This window comes from Spongiibacter sp. UBA1325, from assembly GCF_002306875.1.
GTDB lineage: Bacteria > Pseudomonadota > Gammaproteobacteria > Pseudomonadales > Spongiibacteraceae > Spongiibacter > Spongiibacter marinus.
Map to the genome: position 1 here is coordinate 19,846 of NZ_DBTD01000003.1, position 15,950 is coordinate 35,795.

A 15,950-nucleotide genomic window follows, 5' to 3' on the forward strand; every position below is an offset into this window, starting at 1 on the left:
CGGTATTGCCGCCTTGTTTGAAACCAGTCGGAAAATGATTGAGTTAATACCATGGTAAAGGTCCGAGAGGATTACCCACAGTTAGCCGACGGGCGTGTTGATATCCCGCGCTGGATGGAGCGCCTGTCGATAGATGACAGCGTCATAGAGCGCAGTGAGTTGCTCCGTGCCTTTGAGCTCGCCGAACAGTGCGCCAGCGGCAGTGCGGGCACAGAGCCCGATGTCAGTGGGGATAGCTTTTTCACCGCCCTGGAAATGGTGGAAATTCTTGCCGACCTGCATTTGGATCAAGACAGTCTGGTTGCCGCGACCTTGTTTCGCGCAGTTCGAGAAGCGAGGTTATCGCTGAGTGACCTGGAGCAGCAATTTGGCGGCTCTGTGGCGAAGCTGGTTGATGGCGTATTGGGAATGGCGGCCATTTCCAAAGTTAACGCAGAGTTGGATGTTCCGGTGCTGGGGCAGTCCGAGGCGCAAAGCGAAACCATTCGGAAAATGTTGGTGGCGTTGGTCGACGATGTTCGCGTTGCACTGATTAAGTTGGCAGAGAGAACCTCGGCGATTCGCGCGGTGAAGAACCGCCCAGAGAAACGCTATCGTGTTGCGAGAGAAGTTTTCGACATCTACGCGCCTCTGGCTCACCGCCTGGGTATTGGCCACATAAAGTGGGAGTTAGAGGATCTTAGCTTTCGCTACCTGCAGCCATCGGCATACAAAAAAATTGCCAAACTGTTGGATGAGAAGCGACTAGACCGCCAACACTATATCGACGAGGTCATTCACACGCTTACCACGGCGATCAAGGCCGATGGCATTGACGCTGATATCGCCGGCAGAGCGAAGCACATTTACAGCATCTGGCGGAAAATGCAGCGCAAGGGGATTGGTTTTTCCCAGGTCTACGATATTCGCGCGGTGCGCGTGCTGGTGCCGGATGTAAAGGCTTGCTATGCAGTGCTTGGTCTGGTCCACGGCCTGTGGCGAAATATTCCCAACGAGTTCGATGATTACATCGCCAGCCCCAAAGAAAATGGCTACCGCTCACTCCATACCGCTGTGATAGGCCCCCAGGGCAAGGTTCTGGAAGTGCAAATTCGCACCCGAAGCATGCACGAGGAAGCAGAGTTTGGTGTGTGCTCTCACTGGATGTACAAAGGGGCAGACAAAACCGCCAAGAGTAATAACAGCTACGACGAAAAAATAGCGTGGCTGCGGCAGGTGTTGGACTGGCATGAGGAAAGTGGCAGCAGCAGTGACGTCGCGGAGCAGTTCACCCGCGCCCAGGACAGGGTCTACGTGTTTACCCCAGATGGCCATGTTGTGAATTTGCAAAACGGCGCGACGCCATTGGATTTTGCGTATCACATCCATACTGAGGTGGGTAATCGCTGCCGCGGCGCTAAAGTGAACGGCCGCATCGTACCACTGACATACACCCTGAATACCGGCGAGCGCGTTGAAATTCTCACCGGGAAAGAGAGCAAACCTCGCCGCGATTGGCTGCAGAGTAATCTGGGCTATCTAAAAACCAGCCGGGCTCGCACTAAAGTGCAACATTGGTTTCGACAGCAGGCTAAGGAAGACAATATTGCCGCTGGTCGCGCGTTGCTGGAAAAAGAATTTCGCCGCTTGGCGCTCAATAGCGTTGACTACAAGTACATTGCCGATCAAACCCATTGTGCCAGCGTAGAGGATATGTACGCTGCGGTGGGGGCCGGCGAAATCAGCATGCTACAAATTGTCCGTCTGGCGAACCAGCTGATCGGGCAAGATGAAAATGCCGCTGAAGAAGTACTGCCACGCCTGAAGGCGCCGAGCAAAACCTCCAAAGATAGCAGTAAGGTGCGGATCAGCGGCGTTGGCAACTTGTTAACGCACTTCGCCAGGTGCTGTAAACCTCTGCCTGGGGAGGCTATTACGGGATACATCACCGTGGGGCGTGGCGTGAGCGTTCACCGCCAAGATTGCAGTAAGCTTCTGCAACTTCAGAGCGTGGAGCCGCACCGAATTATTGCCGTCGACTGGGAAGTTGAGCAAACCGATACTTACCCTGTTGATATCGAGTTGCAGGCTTTCGACCGACAAGGCCTGCTTCGCGATATCACCCTGCAGTTGGCCACAGAAAAGGTGAATGTAATTTCCCTGAATACGGTTACCGACACGAATAGCCACATGGCCACGATGCGTATTCGTTTGGAAATTAGTGATGTCGGCGCTTTGTCGGGCCTGTTGAGCCGCCTAAATGGCTTGCCGAATGTCGTAGCGGTGAAACGTGTTAAGGAAGGATGATGGCGGCAAAGCAATATAGCATTGATGACTTGCGCGAACTGATGTCGCGTTTGCGCGACCCTCAAGATGGTTGTCCCTGGGATCAAAAGCAGGACTTTAAAAGCATCGTCCCTCATACACTCGAAGAGGTCTATGAGCTCGTCGATGCGATCGAGAGCGCTGACCCGGATCAGATTCGCCAGGAAATGGGCGACGTGTTGTTCCAGTTAATTTTTTACAGCCAGCTGGCGCAGGAGCAGGGCGACTTTACCTTTAACGACGTTGTCGATGACATCACTCGCAAACTTCTGCGCCGTCATCCCCATGTTTTTCCCGATGGAACCTTGGAAAGTCGCCGTGGAGAAGCGCCGCCTGATGAACTCGCAATCAAGCAGCGCTGGGAGGAAATCAAGGCAGAGGAGCGCCGGGGAAAGGCCCAGTTGAGTGCCCTAGATGATATTCCATTAGCGCTGCCAGCGACGAATCGAGCAGAAAAGCTGCAAAAGCGGGTGAGTCGTCTTGGCTTTGATTGGGACGATGTGGCAGGTGTATTGGCTGCCTTGGAAGATGAGCTGGCCGAGCTCAAAGAAGCGATAGACGGCGGCCAACGTGAGGAAATAGCCGATGAGCTCGGCGATGTTTTCTTCTCCGTGGTGAACCTGAGTCGTCACCTTAAGCACGACGCCGAAGGCGCACTGCGAGCGGCGGGCCAGAAATTCGAGCGACGCTTTCGCTATGTTGAACAACAGGCCGGGGGGCAGGAAGGCACTGCCGCCACACCGAGAGCCCTGCTAGAACAGTATTGGCAAGATGCGAAACAAGCGGGCCTGTAGCCCACTTGTGGTCAGTGCTTGTTGCGGTTTCTCAGGGCTGACATGTGCTTTTCAGTCAGGCTCAGGTAGCGAGGCGTAGGGCCAACGTCCTCATAGATGGGGTCGCCGAGTTCATCGGTGGTAACAACTTTTTTGCCGCGGACATAGGGCATGGCGCTTTCGAGTTCGTTCAATGACGCGCTAAGCAGGTCGGTGATTAGCTCTTCAACGTGGCGCCTGGGATAGAGCTCTGCCAGCGCTTTCAGCTTGGCGGCGTCCTCCAGTGGCAGCCGTATTTTGTAGCAATCCTCGGTTAAGCCGCTGCTGGCGGTTTGTTCCCAGAGTGATAACAAATCCCGTACTTTCATTTGCCAGTTCCTGTCATCGCAGAGTATTCACACTCTGATACTAGTACGTAGCTTGGGGACTTGCCTAGGGCCTGTTCACACTAATTGCGTCACGCCTGTTGCGGCTATAAATTCGCAATACAGGACTGAGAAGAGGGGTTTGCTTATTTCAAATGCGCGACGAATGGCAACGAGTGGTGGATTTTTAGCCTCAGCCCCAAAGGCTGATGCCATTTTGCCTGCAACAGGTGCAATTCAATGAGTGAGGCGCTAGCTTGCCGCTCAGAGATCGACGGTTACCTAAGGGCGGGGCTGTCGTGTAGTCACAGGGCGGTCTTCGACCTTAGTAGGCTTGTGTGTCGGCCTTTAGCTGTGTATCGTTGTCGGCTTTGAAAAGCGACCAGTTCGACGCCTCAGCCGTCGAGACCGACTAATCAGTTTGCAGACGTTGGTAGAAAAGCCATTCAGAGCTTTTGCTGCAAGGTATGTTCCAGCCATTCCAATCGCATTAGTTGGCGCCGTTACTGGCCGTAGAGCTTTTTTTAATCCTTTGGGAGTTGTTACGCATGCGCGTTATTTTGTTGGGGCCTCCAGGGGCCGGTAAGGGGACGCAAGCCCAGTTCATCACTGAGAAGTTTGGTATTCCTCAGATCTCCACAGGCGACATGTTACGTGCGGCGGTAAAGGCGGGTAGTGAGCTGGGCCTGAAGGTGAAAGATATTATGACGACGGGTGGCCTGGTGTCCGACGACATCATTATCGCCTTGGTTAAGGAGCGTATTGCTCAGTCAGACTGCGTAAACGGATTCCTATTTGACGGCTTTCCCAGAACCATTCCTCAAGCTGAGGCTCTGCAAGAGGCCGGCGTTGATATCGATCACGTGCTGGAGATCGCTGTTGCTGATGAAGAAATTGTGACTCGCATGAGTGGCCGCCGAACTCACGAGGCATCGGGTCGTACCTACCATGTGGTCTATAATCCACCTAAAGAAGAAGGCAAAGATGACCTTACCGGCGAGCCTTTGATTCAGCGTGAAGATGACCAGGAAGCGACTGTTCGCAACCGTCTGAACGTGTACCATGAGCAGACCAAGCCCCTGGTCGCTTTCTACAGTGAGCTGGACGGAGAAAATGCGCCTAGCTATTCGCGCATTGACGGCGTGGGCACCGTAGACGAAATTACCCGGCGCGTGCTCGAGGCGCTTCAAGACTAGGCGCTGTTGTGGCAGTCTGGTTTTACGATTTGCGGCGCCTTTAGGCGCCGTTTTTCTTTTTTGCTATAAACCGAATGTTTGTTCAATCGCGTAAGATGCATCTCGCACGCCTTGGAAAGTGAAAAATGAAAACAGCGGTAGTCTTTATCAATTTGGGTACGCCAGATACTCCCAATACCTCTGGGGTGCGGCGGTTCTTGCGGGAGTTTCTGTCAGACCGACGCGTGGTCGAGGTTCCCAGGCTTATTTGGTTGGCGATACTCTATCTTATTATTCTTCCTTTTCGTTCACCTCGTGTGGCAAAGGCCTACCGACAAATATGGTTTGGCGACACCTCTCCGCTCAGGCATTTTTCAGAAAGTTTAGTTGAGGGGGTTGCCAGCAAACTCTCTCAGGAGTACCCGGATGCGGATATCACGGTGCGGCTTGCCATGACGTACGGGCAGCCCAGTGTGGAGTCTCAAATACATGAGCTCTGCGACGCCGGTGTCGAAAACATCTTTTTTGTGCCGTTGTACCCACAGTATTCAGCGACTACCACGGCGGCCGCGATGGATGCCGTATATCGCTGCTTTGCTCGCATGCGGGACATACCTCAGTGGTCATGGCTGCGCAATTACCACAACCATGAGGCCTATGTGGCGGCCCTTGGGGAAAGTGTTAAAGCACACTGGCAGAAGAACGGCCGGGCAGAGCGCTTACTCATGTCGTTTCACGGAATTCCGAAGCGAAATGTGGATTTGGGCGACCCCTACGAACAGCATTGCAATGAAACCGCAGAGGCCGTGGCCAAGTACCTTGAACTGGATGACACCCAGTGGCTGAGAACATTTCAATCTCGGCTGGGTAAGGCTGAGTGGTTAACCCCCTATACCGACAGAACTGTAGAAGCGTTGCCGGCAGAAGGGGTGAAAAGCCTGGACGTAATGTGTCCAGCGTTTGCTGTTGAATGTCTTGAAACACTGGAAGAGATAGATGGCGAAGCAAAAGAGATTTTCATGGAGCACGGTGGGGAAGGCTTTAATTACATCCCGTGTTTGAATGATAGCGATGCCCATCAAGATTTGATGCTGGAATTGTGTCGTCCATTTGTTTCTCAGTCTCTGAAAAAGTAAGTCGTTAAGTTAGACAAAGCGTTTGATTTTTTTGCGAAAATTTTGCGCTGCTTACTATGTATGCTATTTTTTAAACAAATAGCATAACGCTGTTCGCCAAGGAGAATAAAATGCCAAGAGCAAAGCGCAAAGTTGCCACTGCAGCAAAGAAGAAAACATCGCCTAAAAAAGCCGCTTCCCCCGGAAATGCCGTCGTTAAAAAAGCCGAGGAAGGTTTGAAGAAAGTTGAGGCGATGTTAGCTAAAGAACGCAAGGCGGTAGCAGCAGCGAAAGCGAAGCTAGATTCTGCTAAGGCGAAGGCAAAGAAAACGGCCAAGGCGGTAGATAAAAATGCTGCCAAGCGTGCGTCGGCTGCAGCAAGTAAGGCAAACCAAAAATTGCGAACAGTACGTGCGAAGGTTGCCAGTAGTAAGTCGGCATTAGCTGATGCAAAAGTCATTGCAAAAATCTCTGCCTCGGAGGCTGCGGTTCGCCAAAAAATTCAAGAGCGATCCGAAGCGCTGGCGAGTAAGGCAGACGCTGATTTAGCCAAAGCAGTTAAACAGTTCGAGCAGCGGTTTATCAAAAAGCGCAACGCAGAGGACAAAGCGAAGCTCGCTACTATTGAGCGCAAACTTGTCAGCAAGCACAAGATGGCGGTCAAACAACTGACAGCCAAGTTGTCAGAGCCTGCCAAAGCGGCATTGGCAAAGACCGCATCCAAGCCTGCAGCGGCGCCAACCGCCAAGAAAAAGGCGTCATCTAAAAAGGCGGCGGTTAAAAAAGCTGCCGCTAAAAAGTCAGCAGCTCGCAAAACCGCCGCGAAGAAAAGTGCCCCTAAAAAAGCGGCGGCTAAGAAGGTTGCGAAGAAGAAAGTAGTTGCTAAGAAGTCAGCGCCGAAAAAGGCACCGGCAAAGAAAGCGGCTGCCACGCCAGACAAGGCCAGTAGCTGAGTATTAGCGCCTCTGGATACCCCTCCAGAGTCAGTAGATAAACCGCGCTACGGCGCGGTTTTTTGTTTGCGGCTTAAGCCTTGCAGAGCCTGGGATCGGTGTTCATAATAGCCGCCCCAATTTTTGCGCAATAGCGTTTTACATGTGGCCTATCGTAGCGGCCACCACTGGATAAGGAACAGTCATGCCTGTTATTACTCTCCCCGATAATAGTACCCGTGAATTCGACACGCCGATTACCGTTGAGGGTGTAGCGGCCGACATTGGTCCAGGCCTTGCCAAGGCGGCTCTTGCCGGGCGGGTGGACGGTGAGCTCGTCGATACTCACTACCTTATCGAGCAAGATGCCAACCTGGCGATTATCACCGATCGCGACGAAGAGGGCCTGGAGATTATTCGTCACTCTACGGCGCATTTGCTGGCGATGGCTGTTCAGGAGGAGTTCCCGGGCGCGCAGGTAACGATTGGCCCAACAGTGGAAGATGGCTTCTACTACGATTTTGCCTTTGAGCGTGCTTTTACACCTGATGACCTGCAGAAAATCGAGGCACGAATGGAGGCCATCGCCGGGCAGGATTTAGCTGTCGAGCGATTGGTAATGTCGCGTGAAGAGGCGGCTAAAACGTTCGCCGATATGGGCGAAGAGTATAAAGTTGAAATTATCCACGACCTGCCTGAGGGAGAGGAGATCTCAGTTTACAAGCAGGGTGAGTGGATGGATTTGTGCCGGGGGCCCCATGTTCCCAGTACTGGCCGTTTGAAAGCCTTTAAACTCACCAAGGTGGCCGGTGCCTATTGGCGAGGCGATCAGAATAACGCCATGTTGCAGCGTATTTATGGCACTGCCTGGGCGAATAAGAAGGCCCTTAAGTCCTATTTGAACCGGATTGCTGAGGCGGAAAAGCGGGATCACCGCAAGGTTGCTAAAAAACTCGACCTGTTTCACATGCAGGAAGAGGCGCCAGGAATGGTGTTTTGGCACCCCAAGGGCTGGGGCATATATCAGGCTGTTGAGCAATATATGCGAGACCAGCAGCGCAAGCATGGTTATCAAGAGATTAAAACTCCTCAGCTGGTTGATATTTCGCTGTGGGAGAAGTCGGGACACGCCGACAAGTTTAGCGATGGCATGTTCCGCCTGCAGGCTGATGAGCGTGAAGTGGCTGTGAAGCCAATGAACTGCCCTTGTCACGTGCAGGTATTTAACCAGGGACTGCGCAGCTATCGGGATCTGCCCCTGAGGCTGGCAGAGTTTGGTTCGTGTCATCGCAACGAGCCCTCAGGGTCCCTGCATGGAATTATGCGAGTGCGTGGTTTTACCCAGGACGACGCTCACATTTTTTGCGCGGAGGAGTCGATTCAGCAGGAAGTGGCACAATTTATCGACTTTTTGCACGACGTCTACGCCGATTTTGGTTTCAGTGACGTTATCTATCGCCTGTCGACGCGCCCTGCGCAGCGGGTTGGTAGCGACGAGGATTGGGATCGGGCCGAAGAGGCGCTGGCACTAGCCTTGGATAGCAAGTCTTTGCCCTGGGAAGAGCTGCCAGGAGAGGGCGCTTTCTACGGGCCAAAAATTGAATTTTCCCTCAAGGATTGTATTGGTCGGGTTTGGCAGTTGGGGACGATTCAGGTTGATTTCTCAATGCCGGGCCGCCTGGGCGCGCAATATGTGGACGAGAGCGGCCAGCGCAAGACGCCGGTAATGCTGCACCGGGCAATATTGGGGTCTTTCGAGCGCTTTATCGGTATTTTGATCGAGCATTACGAGGGCGCATTCCCGCTTTGGCTTGCGCCGGTGCAGGCGGTGGTCTGCAATATCACCGATGCACAGGGTGAATATGTGTCAGAAGTGAAAGAATTCCTGCAAGATCGTGGGTTTAGGGTCGACTCGGACTTGAGAAATGAGAAGATCGGCTTTAAAATCCGCGAGCACACAATTCAGAAGGTGCCTTATATCCTGGTAGTTGGGGATAAAGAGGTGGAAAGTCGGACTGTAGCAGTGCGTGCAAGAGGTGGTAAGGATCTGGGCTCGATCTCACTTGATGAGTTAGCGAGCATCCTTGCCGAAGGCGTGGCTGCCCGCAGCCGTGCAATATCGGAGAGCTAGCAATTAAACGCGATAACGCAAAAGGGCGCGGTAAACGCGCACTGATAAATCAAGATATTGAAGCCAGTCAAGTCAGGTTGATCGATGCTGAAGGTAACCAGGTGGGCATTGTCCCGCTAGCGGAGGCGCTAACTGCCGCCCAGGAAGCCAGCCTAGACTTAGTGCAGATTGCGGACTCGGATCCGGTGGTCTGCAAGATAATGGATTATGGAAAACATGTTTTCGAGGCCAAGAAGCAACAAGCTGCGGCCCGAAAAAACCAGGTTCGTACTCAGGTTAAGGAAATTAAATTCCGACCTGGGACGGATGACGGGGATTATCAGGTAAAACTGCGCAACCTGATACGTTTCCTCGAGCATGGGGACAAAGCCAAGGTAACTCTCCGTTACCGCGGTCGTGAGATGGCCCACCAGGAGCTGGGTATGCAGTTGTTGCAGCGAGTGGAAGCAGACCTCGCTGAATACGGCGCTGTAGAACAGTATCCAAAAATGGAAGGTCGTCAGCTGACGATGGTGATTGCCCCGAAAAAGAAAAAGCAGTGAGCTCTCAGGGCCTGCTTAATTGATTGATGCAATGCGGAGTATCTAACGATGCCAAAAGTTAAAGTACACAGCGGAGCGGCAAAACGCTTTAAAAAAACCGGTAGCGGTTATAAGCGTAAAAGCGCCCACAAGAGTCACATCCTTACCAAGATGACCACCAAGCGTAAGCGTCAGCTGCGTGGCACCAGTGCTGTCCACAAGTCGGACAAAGTTCTGGTCGACCGCATGCTTCGCGCCATTTGATTACCGTCATCTCAACAGATAAGGAATAGACTATGCCCCGCGTAAAACGTGGTGTGACAGCACACCGTCGTCATAAAAAGATTTTGAAGCAAGCCAAGGGTTACTACGGAGCGCGTTCGCGCATCTATCGTGTAGCTAAGCAGGCGGTAATCAAAGCCGGTCAATACGCTTACCGCGATCGCCGCGTTAAGAAACGTACTTTCCGTGCACTGTGGATCACCCGCATTAATGCTGCATCTCGTGCCAATGGCTTGAATTACAGCCGTTTGATTGCTGGCTTGAAAAAGGCAGAGATCGCACTGGACCGTCGCGTGTTGGCTGACTTAGCCGTGCACGACAAAGAAGCCTTTGCTGCCGTGGTAGAACGCGCGAAAGCAGCTCTGGCCTGATGCCTGCCACCGCCCAGCGGTTGTAGATATCACTATTGGATAGGGGAAGAGCTTCGCTCTTTCCCTATTTTTTTTTCGGGCGCTTGCGCCCGGCAGTTACCAGCCGAGTACCTGAGTCAGGAGTGGGGAATGGAGAATCTTGAAGCCTTGGCCGCCGAGGCCGCAGAGAAAATCGCTGCGGCAGATGATGGGCGTGCCCTTGAGCAATTGCGTGTTGATTACCTGGGAAAGAAGGGGCATATCACCGCGTTGCTCAAAGGTTTGGGCAAATTATCGGCCGAGGAGCGCCCGGCAGCGGGTGCCGAGATCAATAGGGTTAAGCAGGCACTTGCGCAGCAAATTGGCGAGCGAAAGGCTAAGATGGAAGAGGCTGCTGTCGCAGAAAAATTGGCGGCCGAAACTATCGACGTGACCCTGCCTGGCCGCGGTCAGCAGCTGGGTGGCCTGCACCCGGTAACGAAGACCATAGAGCGCATCAGCCAATTTTTTGAAGGTATTGGTTTTGATATCGCTGAAGGGCCTGAAATCGAAGATGACTACCACAACTTCGAAGCCTTAAATATCCCTGCCCACCACCCGGCGAGGGCGATGCACGACACGTTCTACGTTGATGCCAGTACGGTACTGCGTACCCATACCTCGCCCGTGCAGGTGAGGGTGATGGAGTCCAGTGAGCCGCCGCTAAAGCTGATCTGTCCGGGGCGCGTGTACCGTTGTGATTCCGACTTGACGCACACGCCGATGTTTCATCAGGTTGAAGGCTTGCTCGTTGACCAGGAGTCCAGTTTTGCCGACCTGAAAGGCATGCTGGAATCGTTTTTGCGCGCCTTTTTCGAAAAAGACCTCGCCGTACGGTTTCGGCCGTCATATTTCCCTTTCACAGAGCCGTCGGCAGAGGTCGACATTCAGTGTGTGATGTGTGGGGGTGAGGGTTGTCGCGTATGTAGCCACACCGGCTGGATTGAAATTCTCGGTTGCGGAATGGTGCACCCCAAGGTCTTCGAATACTCTGATATCGACCCTGAAAAATACAGCGGCTTTGCGTTTGGTATTGGTGTGGAGCGCCTTGCAATGCTGCGTTACGGCGTCAATGACCTGCGATTATTTTTCGAAAATGATCTGCAATTCCTCGAGCAATTCCAGTAAATGCATCGAGCTACTAGCTAGGCAACGTTAACAGTCGGATACGGATAGAGCATGAAATTTAGTGAACAGTGGTTGCGAGAGTGGGTAAACCCCGGTGTGGACAGTGACGATTTGTCTGCACAATTGACGATGGCCGGCTTGGAAGTCGATGCCATTGAGCCTGTCGCAGGTGATTTTAGCGGTGTGGTTGTTGCTGAGATTACTGCTGCAGAGCGCCACCCTGACGCCGACAAGCTGCAAGTTTGCCAAGTGAGTAATGGCCAGGCAAGTTTCCAAATTGTGTGCGGCGCCGCCAATGCTCGGGTAGGAATCAAAGTGCCCATGGCCATGGTAGGGGCGATCCTGCCCGGTAATTTCAAAATAAAGAAAGCCAAGCTGCGCGGCGTAGAGTCTTTTGGTATGTTGTGTGCCGAGCAAGAGCTGGGAATGGCGGAGCAGTCTGATGGCCTGTTCGAATTGCCCAGCGATGCGCCGTTGGGTGAGGATATTCGTAGTTACCTAGGGCTTGACGATAAGCTTATCGAGCTGGGTTTGACCCCAAACCGCGCCGATTGCCTCAGTATTCGAGGGGTCGCCCGCGAGGCGGCCGTTCTCAATAATATGGCGTTTGCTGAGCCAGCGCAGGCCGCGGTAGAAGCTTCCATCGACGATCAGCTAACCGTAAAGATTGCGGCACCGGATCACTGCGCGCGCTATGTGGGCCGCGTGGTGCGTGGTGTGAATATGGGGGCAGAAAGCCCTTTGTGGCTGCAAGAAAAATTGCGCCGCTGTGGTTCGCGTAGCATTGACCCTGTGGTGGATGTCACCAACTTGGTTATGCTTGAACTCGGTCAGCCCATGCATGCCTTTGACTTATCGGCTATCAGCGGCGCCGTTCACGTGCGCACGGCAACGCCAGGCGAGAGCCTTGAGTTGCTTGATGGGCAAACGTTGGAGCTTCGTGACGACAGCCTGTTAATAGCCGATGATGAGAAACCGTTGGCGCTCGCCGGCATTATGGGCGGGCAGAGCAGTGCGGTATCTGCTGCGACTCAAGACTTATTCTTGGAGTCTGCATTTTTCACCCCAGAGAAGCTTGCCGGCAAGGCGCGCTCCTATGGTTTGCACACTGACGCGTCGCATAGATTTGAGCGTGGTGTGGACTTCGCCCTGGCAGAACGAGCAATTGAGCGCGCCACCGAATTAATATTGCAAATATGCGGTGGCAAAGCCGGGCCGTTGACCGAGGCGAGTAGTGATGCTTTACCAAGCCGCAGCCCTGTAATCTTGCGTGAGGCGCGTATTGAGAAAATGCTGGGGATGCCGTTGCTGGCTAAAGAAGTCGAGCAAATCCTGACAGGCTTAGGTATGCAGGTAGAGCGTCAGGACAGCGGCTGGATGGTAACCCCGCCGAGCTGGCGTTTTGATATTGCCATCGAAGTGGACTTGCTCGAAGAGCTCGCCCGGGTATATGGCTATAATCGCCTGCCGGTTAAACCCATTCGCTCGGAGCTGGCTATAAAGTCACGCCCGGAAGGGCAGCGAGCTGTCATGGATTTACGGCAGCACTTGGTATCCCGTGGTTACCAGGAGGCCATTAGCTACAGTTTTGTCGACCCTGTGCTCAACGCGAAACTCTCCGAGCGCGAAGATTGCGTGACCTTATTGAATCCAATTAGCGCCGATATGGCGCAGATGCGTGACTCTCTTCTGCCAGGCCTCTTGAAGACCGCGGAATACAATAGCAAGCGTCAGCAGGCGCGCTTGCGATTCTTTGAAATTGGGCAGCGTTTTGTGCCATCCGCTGAGGGCTTGGCGCAGATTCCCACGCTGGGTGCGCTGTTGTCTGGGCGACGAGATCCGGAAAATTGGAGTTCAGGTGGCGAATTGCTGGATTTCTTCGATCTTAAGGGCGATTTAGAAGCGCTGATTACCCCTGCCGCGACACCTTTGCGATTTGAGGCGGCGCAGCACAAGGCGCTGCACCCTGGGCAAACAGCAAATGTCTATCAAGGAGAGCACTGCGTTGGACGCATTGGTGCGCTTCACCCCTCGCTACAGAGTGACTTGGATTTGCCATCGGCCGTGTATTTCTTCGAAATAGACCTCGATGCACTGCTCGAAGTAGGTGTGCCTGCGTTCAAACCTGTTTCGCGCTATCCCGAGCTCCGCCGTGACTTAGCGGTTATTTTGCCTAGCGATGTGACCGCGCAATCCGTTCTGGATTGTGTGCAGAGCGCGGCCGGGGAGTTGTTGGTTAACTTGAAGCTCTTTGATATTTATCAGGGTAAAGGTATTGATCCAGAAAGGAAAAGCCTGGGCCTGGGCTTGACGTACCGGCATTCATCCCGCACTCTTAATGAGGAAGAAGTTACCCTATCTGTAGAGGCGGTAGTGCAGGCGTTGCAGGATCGCTTCGGGGCCAGTTTAAGGAACTGAATGTGATGACGTCCCTCACCAAGGCAGAAATGGCGGAGCGCCTCTATGAAGAGCTCGGTCTGAACAAGCGTGAGGCGAAAGAGCTTGTCGAGCTGTTTTTTGAGCAGATTCGCCACTGTTTAGAGAATAATGAACAGGTCAAAATTTCCGGCTTTGGCAATTTTGACCTGCGTGATAAGAGCCAGCGGCCTGGGCGCAATCCCAAAACCGGTGAAGAAATTCCCATTTCTGCTCGGCGAGTGGTGACCTTCAGACCAGGCCAAAAGTTGAAATCCAGGGTAGAGGACTATGCTGGAACCAAGTCATAACGACGAGCTGCCACCGATCCCGGGAAAACGCTACTTTACGATAGGTGAAGTCAGCGAGCTCTGCTGCGTCAAACCGCATGTGCTGAGATACTGGGAGCAGGAGTTTCCTCAACTGGCACCCGTTAAGCGCAGGGGTAACCGCCGCTATTATCAGCACCAAGACGTGCTGATGATTCGTCAAATCCGCAGCCTGTTATATGAACAAGGCTATACCATTGGTGGTGCGCGGCAGCGCATGTCGGGGGATGAGGCTAAAGGCGATTCCGCCCAGTCCAAGTTATTGATTAAACAGTTAATCGGTGAACTGGAAGATTTGTTAAAAGATCTAAAAAGATAGTTCACAGTGCTGTTTAGTTGGGGTATGATTCTGCCCCTCATTTCGGGGCGTAGCGCAGTCTGGTAGCGCACCACACTGGGGGTGTGGGGGTCGCAGGTTCGAATCCTGCCGTTCCGACCATATTTGAATAGGGGAATCAGTTGTTTAGCTGTTCCCCTATTTTTTTGACCACAGATTTACCACATTTCACGACTTTACCCTTCCCGAGCCTTGTTCAGCTTCGCCATTTCAGCGTCGTCGCCCTGTTCATTGATCCACTTGCTGTAGATTGTCGCGAACATCACCGGTGAGTGGCCGAGCTGGCGGGCACAGAATCGCTCTCTGAGGCCTTCCATGAGCCACTGACTGGCACAGGTATGGCGAGTCTGCCTCATTTCTCTGCGGCGTATTCCTGTGCGCTTGTGGGCACGGTCCCAGGCGTGGCGAAACCATTTCTCGGCGATGGCTATTTGCCCCTCAGGAAGGCAGAACACTTGCTCCCCGCTCAGGTAGCTGTGGGCCTTGATCGCCTTTAGCGCGGCCATGGCGTTATTGCATAGGCGCACATCCCGAACTTCTGCTGTTTTCGTCACGTCCACGAACTTGCCCCGCGACAGCTTTCTGTCTATCCGCACCGATTCCGTCACGAAGTTGACCTTCGGCCACCACAGGCCGAGAAGTTCACTCGGGTTTCTGAGGCCAGCAAAGAAGGCGAGCTGGAAGTAGGCCCAGAAGACAATATGTTCGTTCTTCCTGAGATCGCTCAGCAGCACATCGCGCTCTTTTGTCGTGTAGGGGTCGGGCGGTGTTTTTTGATGCCTGAGATTCGGTATCTTCAGCATTGGGTTGGTGTCGATGATCTCGTCCTCGAGCGCCATTCGGTACATTCCTCGCAAGGGAATCAGCGCGTTGTTGCGGGTTTTGGCGCTGGGGAATTTCATTTCTGAGATTGCCTGCTTGATCATGCTGTAGCGGATGCTGCGGAAGTGCACGTCGTACCACTGAGGGATCCAGTAGCACTCAAGGGCCTTTTTGTACTCTCTGGCCGTCGCGTCGCTGACCTCAACGGAATTCAGCCACTGCTGGGCGAGTTCGTAGAACGTGGGGTTTGTCGAGTTCGGGATGCCCAGCCAGGCAAGCTTTTTCGAGCGAGGGAAGTATTTGTGGTACTCCCTTCCGTCCATTACGCCCAAGTTTATCTTTGACTGGATTTCCTCTCTGACCCTAGACGCTCGCGCAATGTTAGCCGCAGTGGGGGTGAGCTTGAGCGTTTCCCAGATCCGGCCGTCCTTGGATTTACTGTACTCACGCCAGATAAACCAGATTTGGATTGAGCTTTTTTGCGGCGTGACGCCTGTCGGGAATTTTCGACCCATCGGTCATACTCCGGTAAGTTGAAGCGACGCTGGCCGTCGGTTCCCAGCAGCCAGATTTCGCCCTCTTGCCAATCATCGTTATTGATATGTCCGTCGATACTACCCTTGCTTTCGCCGGTGAGTTCTATGAATTTTCGCGTCTTCACCCAGCGAACAGGGTAGGCGAGGGCGTGTTCAGCGCTCATAAGGCCCTCCATCGGGTCAGTTTTCGTATTTTGCCAATGCCGTTTAATCGTGCCGCTGTTGCTTGCGAAGGCCATAACATGACCGCTGCTAAGGGCGTGTTAGTTTTCAGTCCTGTAAAATGCGCACAGCGCATTGTCATGCAGCCAAGCAAAGCGTCGCTGAGGTGATATCGGGTCATATCGCTCTCACTCGTGGCATTGCCTTGCGCCGCCATTCTGTAACTCGGCTCCA

General features: G+C 53.3%; 15 protein-coding genes, 1 tRNA gene and 1 pseudogene. 14 read left to right on the forward strand and 3 right to left on the reverse strand.

What is annotated here, in order from left to right; all coding sequences use genetic code 11:
- The first annotated feature begins 51 nt into the window (after window positions 1-51).
- Window positions 52-2,286 (forward strand): GTP diphosphokinase, encoded by a 2,235-nt coding sequence (gene relA / locus B3K78_RS01415; protein WP_286694028.1) that lies wholly within the window; start codon window positions 52-54, stop codon window positions 2,284-2,286.
- Window positions 2,286-3,098 carry a nucleoside triphosphate pyrophosphohydrolase gene (gene mazG / locus B3K78_RS01420; protein ID WP_286694029.1) on the forward strand — a complete coding sequence of 271 codons (813 nt, stop codon included), beginning with the start codon at window positions 2,286-2,288 and terminating at the stop codon, window positions 3,096-3,098. The genes relA and mazG overlap by 1 nt, the downstream gene beginning before the upstream one ends.
- 11 nt (window positions 3,099-3,109) lie before the next feature.
- On the opposite strand, the gene B3K78_RS01425 is transcribed toward mazG, so the two are convergent.
- Window positions 3,110-3,445, reverse strand: coding sequence for a type 1 pili tip component (locus B3K78_RS01425; RefSeq protein ID WP_204995578.1), 336 nt, complete (start codon window positions 3,443-3,445; stop codon window positions 3,110-3,112).
- Window positions 3,446-3,990: 545 nt separating this feature from the next.
- On the opposite strand from B3K78_RS01425, the gene adk reads away from it, so the two are divergent.
- From adk to B3K78_RS01485, 12 genes are all read left to right on the forward strand, one after another.
- Entirely contained in the window at window positions 3,991-4,638 is a 648-nt protein-coding gene (adk, locus tag B3K78_RS01430; RefSeq protein ID WP_027872684.1) for an adenylate kinase, read from the forward strand.
- A gap of 125 nt (window positions 4,639-4,763) precedes the next feature.
- Window positions 4,764-5,753, forward strand: a complete 990-nt coding sequence (gene hemH, locus B3K78_RS01435) for a ferrochelatase (RefSeq protein ID WP_286694030.1) — start codon at window positions 4,764-4,766, stop codon at window positions 5,751-5,753.
- A 110-nt stretch (window positions 5,754-5,863) separates the two neighbouring features.
- Entirely contained in the window at window positions 5,864-6,685 is an 822-nt protein-coding gene (locus B3K78_RS01440; RefSeq protein WP_286694031.1) for a hypothetical protein, read from the forward strand.
- 184 nt (window positions 6,686-6,869) lie between these two features.
- Window positions 6,870-8,795: a threonine--tRNA ligase gene (gene thrS / locus B3K78_RS01445; RefSeq protein WP_286694032.1), complete on the forward strand. Its 1,926-nt coding sequence runs from the start codon at window positions 6,870-6,872 to the stop codon at window positions 8,793-8,795.
- A gap of 44 nt (window positions 8,796-8,839) precedes the next feature.
- Window positions 8,840-9,337, forward strand: coding sequence for a translation initiation factor IF-3 (infC, locus tag B3K78_RS01450; RefSeq protein ID WP_051170817.1), 498 nt, complete (start codon window positions 8,840-8,842; stop codon window positions 9,335-9,337).
- A gap of 48 nt (window positions 9,338-9,385) precedes the next feature.
- The gene (rpmI, locus tag B3K78_RS01455) at window positions 9,386-9,580 is read left to right on the forward strand and encodes a 50S ribosomal protein L35 (RefSeq protein WP_022960515.1); all 195 of its coding nucleotides are present in this window, start codon (window positions 9,386-9,388) and stop codon (window positions 9,578-9,580) included.
- A 32-nt stretch (window positions 9,581-9,612) separates the two neighbouring features.
- Window positions 9,613-9,969, forward strand: a complete 357-nt coding sequence (gene rplT / locus B3K78_RS01460) for a 50S ribosomal protein L20 (protein ID WP_027872679.1) — start codon at window positions 9,613-9,615, stop codon at window positions 9,967-9,969.
- A 129-nt stretch (window positions 9,970-10,098) separates the two neighbouring features.
- Window positions 10,099-11,115, forward strand: coding sequence for a phenylalanine--tRNA ligase subunit alpha (pheS, locus tag B3K78_RS01465; RefSeq protein WP_286694033.1), 1,017 nt, complete (start codon window positions 10,099-10,101; stop codon window positions 11,113-11,115).
- Between the two features lie 51 nt (window positions 11,116-11,166).
- Window positions 11,167-13,533, forward strand: coding sequence for a phenylalanine--tRNA ligase subunit beta (gene pheT, locus B3K78_RS01470; protein WP_286694034.1), 2,367 nt, complete (start codon window positions 11,167-11,169; stop codon window positions 13,531-13,533).
- Window positions 13,534-13,538: 5 nt separating this feature from the next.
- Window positions 13,539-13,841, forward strand: a complete 303-nt coding sequence (ihfA, locus tag B3K78_RS01475; RefSeq protein ID WP_022960519.1) for an integration host factor subunit alpha — start codon at window positions 13,539-13,541, stop codon at window positions 13,839-13,841.
- Entirely contained in the window at window positions 13,822-14,178 is a 357-nt protein-coding gene (locus B3K78_RS01480) for a MerR family transcriptional regulator (RefSeq protein WP_027872676.1), read from the forward strand. The genes ihfA and B3K78_RS01480 overlap by 20 nt, the downstream gene beginning before the upstream one ends.
- 43 nt (window positions 14,179-14,221) lie before the next feature.
- Window positions 14,222-14,298: transfer RNA gene (locus B3K78_RS01485), tRNA-Pro, on the forward strand.
- Between the two features lie 74 nt (window positions 14,299-14,372).
- Here B3K78_RS01485 and B3K78_RS01490 read toward each other — a convergent pair.
- Window positions 14,373-15,533, reverse strand: coding sequence for a tyrosine-type recombinase/integrase (locus B3K78_RS01490; RefSeq protein ID WP_286694035.1), 1,161 nt, complete (start codon window positions 15,531-15,533; stop codon window positions 14,373-14,375).
- Window positions 15,534-15,577: 44 nt separating this feature from the next.
- Window positions 15,578-15,793 (reverse strand): annotated as a pseudogene (locus B3K78_RS16885) (hypothetical protein); the annotation flags it as partial.
- Window positions 15,794-15,950 lie beyond the last annotated feature (157 nt).

Coding starts and splice junctions, on each gene's coding strand:
- relA (WP_286694028.1), top strand. CDS start 52: ATGGTAAAGGTCCGAGAGGATTACCCACAGTTAGCCGACGGGCGTGTT.
- mazG (WP_286694029.1), top strand. CDS start 2,286: ATGGCGGCAAAGCAATATAGCATTGATGACTTGCGCGAACTGATGTCG.
- B3K78_RS01425 (WP_204995578.1), bottom strand. CDS start 3,445: ATGAAAGTACGGGATTTGTTATCACTCTGGGAACAAACCGCCAGCAGC.
- adk (WP_027872684.1), top strand. CDS start 3,991: ATGCGCGTTATTTTGTTGGGGCCTCCAGGGGCCGGTAAGGGGACGCAA.
- hemH (WP_286694030.1), top strand. CDS start 4,764: ATGAAAACAGCGGTAGTCTTTATCAATTTGGGTACGCCAGATACTCCC.
- B3K78_RS01440 (WP_286694031.1), top strand. CDS start 5,864: ATGCCAAGAGCAAAGCGCAAAGTTGCCACTGCAGCAAAGAAGAAAACA.
- thrS (WP_286694032.1), top strand. CDS start 6,870: ATGCCTGTTATTACTCTCCCCGATAATAGTACCCGTGAATTCGACACG.
- rpmI (WP_022960515.1), top strand. CDS start 9,386: ATGCCAAAAGTTAAAGTACACAGCGGAGCGGCAAAACGCTTTAAAAAA.
- rplT (WP_027872679.1), top strand. CDS start 9,613: ATGCCCCGCGTAAAACGTGGTGTGACAGCACACCGTCGTCATAAAAAG.
- pheS (WP_286694033.1), top strand. CDS start 10,099: ATGGAGAATCTTGAAGCCTTGGCCGCCGAGGCCGCAGAGAAAATCGCT.
- pheT (WP_286694034.1), top strand. CDS start 11,167: ATGAAATTTAGTGAACAGTGGTTGCGAGAGTGGGTAAACCCCGGTGTG.
- ihfA (WP_022960519.1), top strand. CDS start 13,539: ATGACGTCCCTCACCAAGGCAGAAATGGCGGAGCGCCTCTATGAAGAG.
- B3K78_RS01480 (WP_027872676.1), top strand. CDS start 13,822: ATGCTGGAACCAAGTCATAACGACGAGCTGCCACCGATCCCGGGAAAA.
- B3K78_RS01490 (WP_286694035.1), bottom strand. CDS start 15,533: ATGGGTCGAAAATTCCCGACAGGCGTCACGCCGCAAAAAAGCTCAATC.